This window comes from Streptomyces sp. NPDC001380 (assembly GCF_042895785.1).
Lineage (GTDB): Bacteria > Actinomycetota > Actinomycetes > Streptomycetales > Streptomycetaceae > Peterkaempfera.
Map to the genome: position 1 here is coordinate 1 of NZ_JBIAWP010000052.1, position 6065 is coordinate 6065.

Sequence of the window (6065 nt, forward strand, 5' to 3'; positions counted from 1 at the left end):
GGCCCGCTCCTCGTCCGACAACACCAACTCGGCCTTCGGCCGACCCGTCCGCGCCACAAGCCCAGTCTACATTTATGAACGAAATTCCTGACTCGGGACACTAGTGCTCTGGCGGCGACGGTTCACCGGGCCGCGGCACCGGTCGCGCGCGGGCCCGTAATCTGGCCGGATCCCCGATGACATCCTCACTCGGTGGCCTCTCGCGCCTGCTTCCGAGACCGACTGGCTCGCCGGGACCGCCGAGGACGACGGCCTCATCGGGTACGAGGTACCCGGGCGGCCCGACGCTGCCTGGGTGCTCGGCGGCATGTACGAGCGCGGGGGTACCGCGGGGGAGTCGGTCAACCACGCCCAGGGCCGGAGCGAGCACCCCGGCCCGGGTTGGGAGCGGCTGCGCTGGGCGGAGTTGGCTGCCCGCATCGGCGATCCGGCCGTGCCGCAGGGCCTGTACCCCTGCTACCGCTGCTTTCCCTCCTCGAAAGCGGCCGGCATCCGACCCGGCTTCGTCGAATGGCCCGCCGAGGGCAGTCTCGACAGGCCGACATGGGACCAGCCGATGCGGTTCCTCGCCGCTCACAGCCCCCAGGGAGCAGACACTCCCTGCCTGGCGTCCTACAACCCGATCATCGCGCTGGACTTCGAAAAGGGGCAGGTCCGCTCAGGACGCCTGGGTGACGCCCAGTCCCTCTTCGACAACCCGGACATCCTGTGCACCCCATCCAACCTGTGGGCCGCAGACCGCTCCTGGGTCATCTGCACCGACTACGACCTCTGGGGCACCAAGGTCTGCGGCTCCCACCTGCTCATCGAGGCGCTGCTCGCGGACCCCGAGATCGAAGCCGTCCGCCTGCCGTGGACGAGGTGAAGCCGGGCGCCGCGACACGGTGATCCTTTCCAGTCACGGCACCTGCCCGGCATGCGCACGGCGCAGGGACACGGTCGAGACCTGCAGGTGATCACCCGTCGACCGGTGGACGGGCTTGAGTCTCCCGTAGGGGGAGACGCCAGAGTGGGGCCATGGACGGTGACACGCTCCATCCGATCGGCGAACTGGCCCGGCGGACCGGTCTGACGGTCAAGACCATCCGGTTCTACTCCGACCGGGGAATCGTGGCGCCGGTGGAACGCAGCCCCGCCGGCTACCGCCTCTACACCGTCGACGCCGTAGCACGCCTGGACCTGGTGCGCACCCTGCGGGACCTGGGAGTGGACCTGCCCACGATCCGCAGGGTCGTGGAGCGGGAGCTCCCGGTCCCCGAGGTCGCCGCCGTGCACGCCGAAGCACTGGCCGTGCAGATCCGCGTCCTGCGTCTGCGGTACGCGGTGCTGACGGCGGTGGCCGAGCGCGGGCTCACCGCTGAAGAGTCGGATCTCATGCACAGACTGGCCCGGCTCTCCGAGGAGGAACGCCGAGGCCTGGTCGGCGACTTCCTCGATGCCGTCTTCGAGGGCCTCGGCGCCGACTCCGCGTTCGCGGGGATCAGGCGCTCGATGACACCCGAGGTGTCCGGCGATCCTGAGGCGGAGCAGGTCCGGGCGTGGGTGGAGTGGGCCGAACTGGCCATGGACCCGGACTTCCGCGCATGCGTGCGACGGATGGCTCAGGACCATGCGACCGAACAGCCGCGAGGCGGCGCCGCAGTCCTGCGCCGCGACGTCGGCGCGGTCGTCCGTGACCGGGTCGGCCCCGTCCTGGCTGACGGCGTCGAGCCGGCCTCGCCCCGAGCCGACCCGGTCGTCGCGGCGCTTGCAGCCCACTGTGCGCACGTCCTCGGCCGCCCCGACGACGCCGAGCTGCGCCGCCTGCTGCTGGCCCGTCTGGGGAGGATGGGCGACCGGCGCCGGGACCGGTACGTCGAGGTGCTCGCGGTGATCAACGGCTGGCCCGCTCCGGAGAGCCTGTCGGCGGTGTTCGACTGGGCCGCCCAGGCCGTGCGCGTCCGGTTGGAACGGCGGGGGACAGGCGGCCGTCGGCCATGAGGCAGAACGCCGCCGCCACCGGCCGGTGAACGTCGTCGTCATCCTGGGAGCGGGTTCGCGGGCGCGCCGTGCCTCCGGCGGGGGGCGGTTGCGGTGAGGCGGCGCAGGGCGGCGTGGGCGGGTGGGCCCCAGGTGGGCTTGCCGCCGGGGCGGCCGTGGACGCCGGCGTCCGCGATGAGGAGGCAGGCGAGGGCGCGCAGGACCGCCCAGCCGCGGGCGCGGCGCAGGGTGGCGGGGTCCGGGGTGGGCCGGTAGGCGGCGTGGAAGCGGTCGGCGGCGCCGTCCGGGAGCAGGGTCCAGGCGGCGGCGAGGTCGCAGGCGGGGTCGCCCGCGCACAGGTCGCCGAAGTCGATGACGCCGCAGAGGGTGCCGTCGGCGGTGAGGACGTTGGCCGGGTGCAGGTCGCCGTGGAGCCACACGGCCGGGCCCGTCCAGTCGGGCGCGGCCACGGCGTCCTCCCACACGGCGCGGACGGCGTCCGGGTCGGGGACCAGCCCCCGTCCGACGGCCTCGGCGAGCGCGCCGCGAAACCCCTCGGCGTGGCCGGCCGGCGGCCCGCCCCGGTTGCGGCCGGCGGGCGCGCCGGCGGGAGCGGGCTGGTGCAGGGCGGTGAGGAAGGCGGCGATGGTGTCGGCTGCCGGTGCGGCGCGGGTGGCGGGGGCGCGGTCGGCGGGCTCGCCGGGCACCCAGGTGGTGACGGTCCAGGGGTGCGGGAACCGCGCGGAGGGCTCGCCGAGGCGCTGGGGGACGGGGACCGGCAGCGGCAGGCGCGGCGCCAGGAGGGGCAGCCAGGCGTGTTCCTTGCGCAGCAGGGCGTCCGCGGACCGTGTCGCCCAGGGCAGCCGGACGGCGAGCTCGTCGCCGAGCCGCCACAGCTGGTTGTCCCAGCCCCGCGCGCCGAGGCGCACGGGATGGTCGGCCAGGTCGGGGTGCTGCTCCCGCAGCAGGTCCCGGACCAGTTCCGCGGTGATCTCGATCCCGGTGTGCGTCATGCCGCGCCACGGTACTCGGGCAGCGGCCCGCTCCTGGTCCTCGGCCGGTCAAGCCGCCGTGCTGACCGGCCGTCACAGACTGATCAAGTGGGATGGCGCGGAGGCCCGGCCTCTCTAGAATGCAGGGATGTCGGCATCATCCCCTCGGCCCGGTCGCGTGAACGGCCCCTGCACGGCGCCGGCCGCCCGGCTCTGCGACCGTCGGTGAACGACGTGCGGCACGCCCACGCCACCGCTCGGGCGATCGCAGCCGCGGCCCTGGGATGCGACCCCGGTCCCATGACCCCTGCCGACAGCGATTCCCACCATGTCTTCGTCGGCGCGGACGTCGTCGTGAAGCTCATCGACGCCGACGGCCACGCGCGCCTGGACCGCGAGGTCGCCCTCGCCTCCCACCTGCCCGCCGGCCTCACGGCCCCGCTGCTCGACAGCGGGTCCCACCGGCTGGGGGAGCGTGAGGTCCGCTACGCCTGCTACGCCCGGGTGCCCGGGGTTGCCCCCGGTATGGGCATGCCCGGTGCGGACGGGGCGACCGCACGTTCGCTCGCGCAGGAGGCGGTCCGGCGGCTCGGTGTACTGCACGCCTGGACACCGGCGGGTTCCGCGGAGCGGACGCTGAGGGAACCCCTCGACCACGGCGGTTTCACCGGCAGGTCCGCGTTCCTCGCCGAGGTCGAGGGACTCTTCGCCCTGGACCGGCGCGGAGTCGTGCCCCGCCCCCTGCTCGACGGCCTGGCCGCGATCGCCGCGCGTGCACCACAGCACGCCCGGGCGGCCGTCCCGGTGCACGCGGACTGCCACTGGGGCAACTGGCTCGCGCACCAGGGCGGCGTGACGGCCCTGCTGGACTTCGAGTGGGCCCGTTTCGGCGAGCCGGCCGACGACTGGATCTTCCTCGCCCGGTTCAGCGGCGCACACATGGAAGCCGTCCTCGACGTCATCGCCGGTGCGACGGAGACCTGCCTGGAAGAACTCCGAGCGCAGTGCGAGGTCCGCGAAGCGGCCTACCTCGCCTCCGACCTGCGCATCGCGCTCGAACAACCCGACACCTCCGAGCGGATGGCCGCCGACAGGCTCCAGGCACTCGAGGAACTCGTCGTCGGGCGCATCTGGTGGGGCCCCACCCGGTGATGCCGACTGCGGCAGGCGGGGTGAGTCCGCGAAGCCGTTGACGGGGCGCCGCACGCACCGGTCAGCACTGCCCGTCACCGGCCGACCGCCTCGTCCTCGAAACCGGGTTCTGAGTATCCGTACTCAGGACCCGGTTGCCGTCGAGCGGGAGGATGCCGTGATGAACACCACGTGCCTGCAGCGGGACGAGGGGCATGCGGCTCCCTCGGGTGGGATTCCGGCCGCGCGCGTCGCAGGCGCCGCTGCCGTGGGTGCCGCCCTCACCTCCCTGTCGCTCGGCATGGTGGACTGGGCGTACCGCTACGACACCCGGACATGCGCTGGTGCGGAGAGCTTCTGCATGACGCTGATGCCGGTCCTCTCGGTCCCGGCCTCCCTCGTCGTCGCGCTCGTGGCGCTGACCGTGGCGTACCGGCTGCTCGGCATCCGCCCCCTGCTGGCGGTGGTCCCGCCCACCCTCCTGCCGGCGCCGTTCCCGGTCGTCGCCGCACAGGCGGTGGCCGGCCGGTGGTCGGCTGTCGTGGTGGGAGCGGTGTGGTCCGCCGCCCTGACGTCGGCCGTGTGGCGGCCCTACCGCATCCTGGGACTGTCGACCGCGGCCGTCCTGCTCCTCGCCTCCCTCGTCGTCCTGCTGTGACAGCGGTGGCCGCTCACGGGTTCTGCCGGAGCCGTTCCGCGGCCTGGGCGGGGGTGTCGTCGTAGCCGGGCCGGGCCAGGAGGACCGAGCTGAAGAAGTGGCCCTGCTCCTCGTCCGGCTCGTCGTCGGCCGCGAACGGGCGCCACAGGCCCAGCAGCAGGTCCGGGGCGGTGAAGGAGGCCGGGTCGTCGGGGTCGGCCTCGACGGGGGTGTGGGCGCGCAGGCGCCGGACGACCTCGCGGGCCGGAAGGGCGAACACGTCCAGGTCCCGGAACACCACCCGGTCCGTCGCAGCCGACGGCCTGCCGAGCTCGACGGCTTCGAGGGTGTCCCGCGCGCAGTCGATGCTGATCATCAGTCCGCTGGGGCGGACGACGTGCCGCCCCGGCCGGTCTGACCCGGAGACTGCGGAGGGGTCGCGGAGGGAGTCCAGGGCCGCGGCGGCCGCGTCCCGGGCCATGCCGATCCGCAGCGGGCCGATGCCGGTGGGCGGATCGAGGGCGAAGTCCATGGAGACATGATGCCCAAAGGCAGTCCATCACTCGGCCGCCCCTCAGCGGGGCTGCCGTCTCCCTCCGGCGCGCTCGCCGCGGACGGTTTCGCGCCCGTTCCTCGGTCCGGCTGCGCCGGCTCAGGCGGCTCCGCATCCGGTGCGACCGATGCGCCGACGGCCACCAGGGGCTACGTGAACCCGCATGCTCGATCGCCCGTCTGCAGCGCCTTCGAACGGAGGTCCCACCCGGCAGTGGTCGCCAGGCACCGGAACCGATGTCCGCGTCTGCAGCAGCAGCGCATCGAAGGACGTGCCCGGCTGGTCCGGGCGGTGACCCCGCTGCCGGCCCGCGCCGTTGAGGATCTTGAGAAATCTCTCGCGGTCCTCGGCGCACTCCCGCGGCATGAGGGGTGACCGCTCGATGACGATCAAGTCATGGTCGGCGGGTGCTGGGAGGCCCCTGCCGCGTTGCGGGTCTCGGAGTGGTCGGTGGAGCGGTGGCACCGGCCCGGGCGCGATCCGGTGAGGCTCCGGCCGGGTGGCCCCCCTCCCGTCCCCGCGGCCCTTCCTGGGCGGCGACGTAGCGTTCATTCCCCTTCCAATGCAACGGCCCGGACATCTGTCATTGCGTTAGATGCACAACCGTTGCAACGAAAACCGATCCTTTACCTGGATAGATGCACTTCCTGCGCAACGAAAGTGTTGCGCGATCCTCGAACGCAACGTAGCTTTTCCTCCATCGGAAACGAAGAGCACGCGAGGAGAGCATGATGCAGACGTTCACCACCCCCGCCGCGATCTCCGCCGTCCTGGACGTCCCCGCCGGACGCAT

6 protein-coding genes are annotated in these 6065 nt (G+C 73.2%); 4 read left to right on the forward strand and 2 right to left on the reverse strand.

What is annotated here, in order from left to right; all coding sequences use genetic code 11:
• Positions 1-295 precede the first annotated feature (295 nt).
• Together ACFY07_RS28320 and ACFY07_RS28325 are read left to right on the forward strand one after the other, a co-directional pair.
• Positions 296-865 (forward strand): hypothetical protein, encoded by a 570-nt coding sequence (locus tag ACFY07_RS28320; RefSeq protein ID WP_390872402.1) that lies wholly within the window; start codon positions 296-298, stop codon positions 863-865.
• A gap of 152 nt (positions 866-1017) precedes the next feature.
• The gene (locus ACFY07_RS28325; RefSeq protein WP_390872403.1) at positions 1018-1980 is read left to right on the forward strand and encodes a MerR family transcriptional regulator; all 963 of its coding nucleotides are present in this window, start codon (positions 1018-1020) and stop codon (positions 1978-1980) included.
• A 38-nt stretch (positions 1981-2018) separates the two neighbouring features.
• Here the strand turns inward: ACFY07_RS28325 and ACFY07_RS28330 are convergent, their stop codons facing one another.
• Positions 2019-2972 (reverse strand): aminoglycoside phosphotransferase family protein, encoded by a 954-nt coding sequence (locus tag ACFY07_RS28330; RefSeq protein ID WP_390872404.1) that lies wholly within the window; start codon positions 2970-2972, stop codon positions 2019-2021.
• Positions 2973-3251: 279 nt separating this feature from the next.
• On the opposite strand from ACFY07_RS28330, the gene ACFY07_RS28335 reads away from it, so the two are divergent.
• Positions 3252-4103 (forward strand): phosphotransferase family protein, encoded by an 852-nt coding sequence (locus ACFY07_RS28335; RefSeq protein ID WP_390872405.1) that lies wholly within the window; start codon positions 3252-3254, stop codon positions 4101-4103.
• A gap of 247 nt (positions 4104-4350) precedes the next feature.
• The gene (locus tag ACFY07_RS28340) at positions 4351-4740 is read left to right on the forward strand and encodes a hypothetical protein (protein WP_390872406.1); all 390 of its coding nucleotides are present in this window, start codon (positions 4351-4353) and stop codon (positions 4738-4740) included.
• A gap of 13 nt (positions 4741-4753) precedes the next feature.
• Here ACFY07_RS28340 and ACFY07_RS28345 read toward each other — a convergent pair whose 3' ends face one another.
• Complete coding sequence (locus ACFY07_RS28345; protein WP_390872407.1) at positions 4754-5251, reverse strand: hypothetical protein; 498 nt, start codon at positions 5249-5251, stop codon at positions 4754-4756.
• Positions 5252-6065 lie beyond the last annotated feature (814 nt).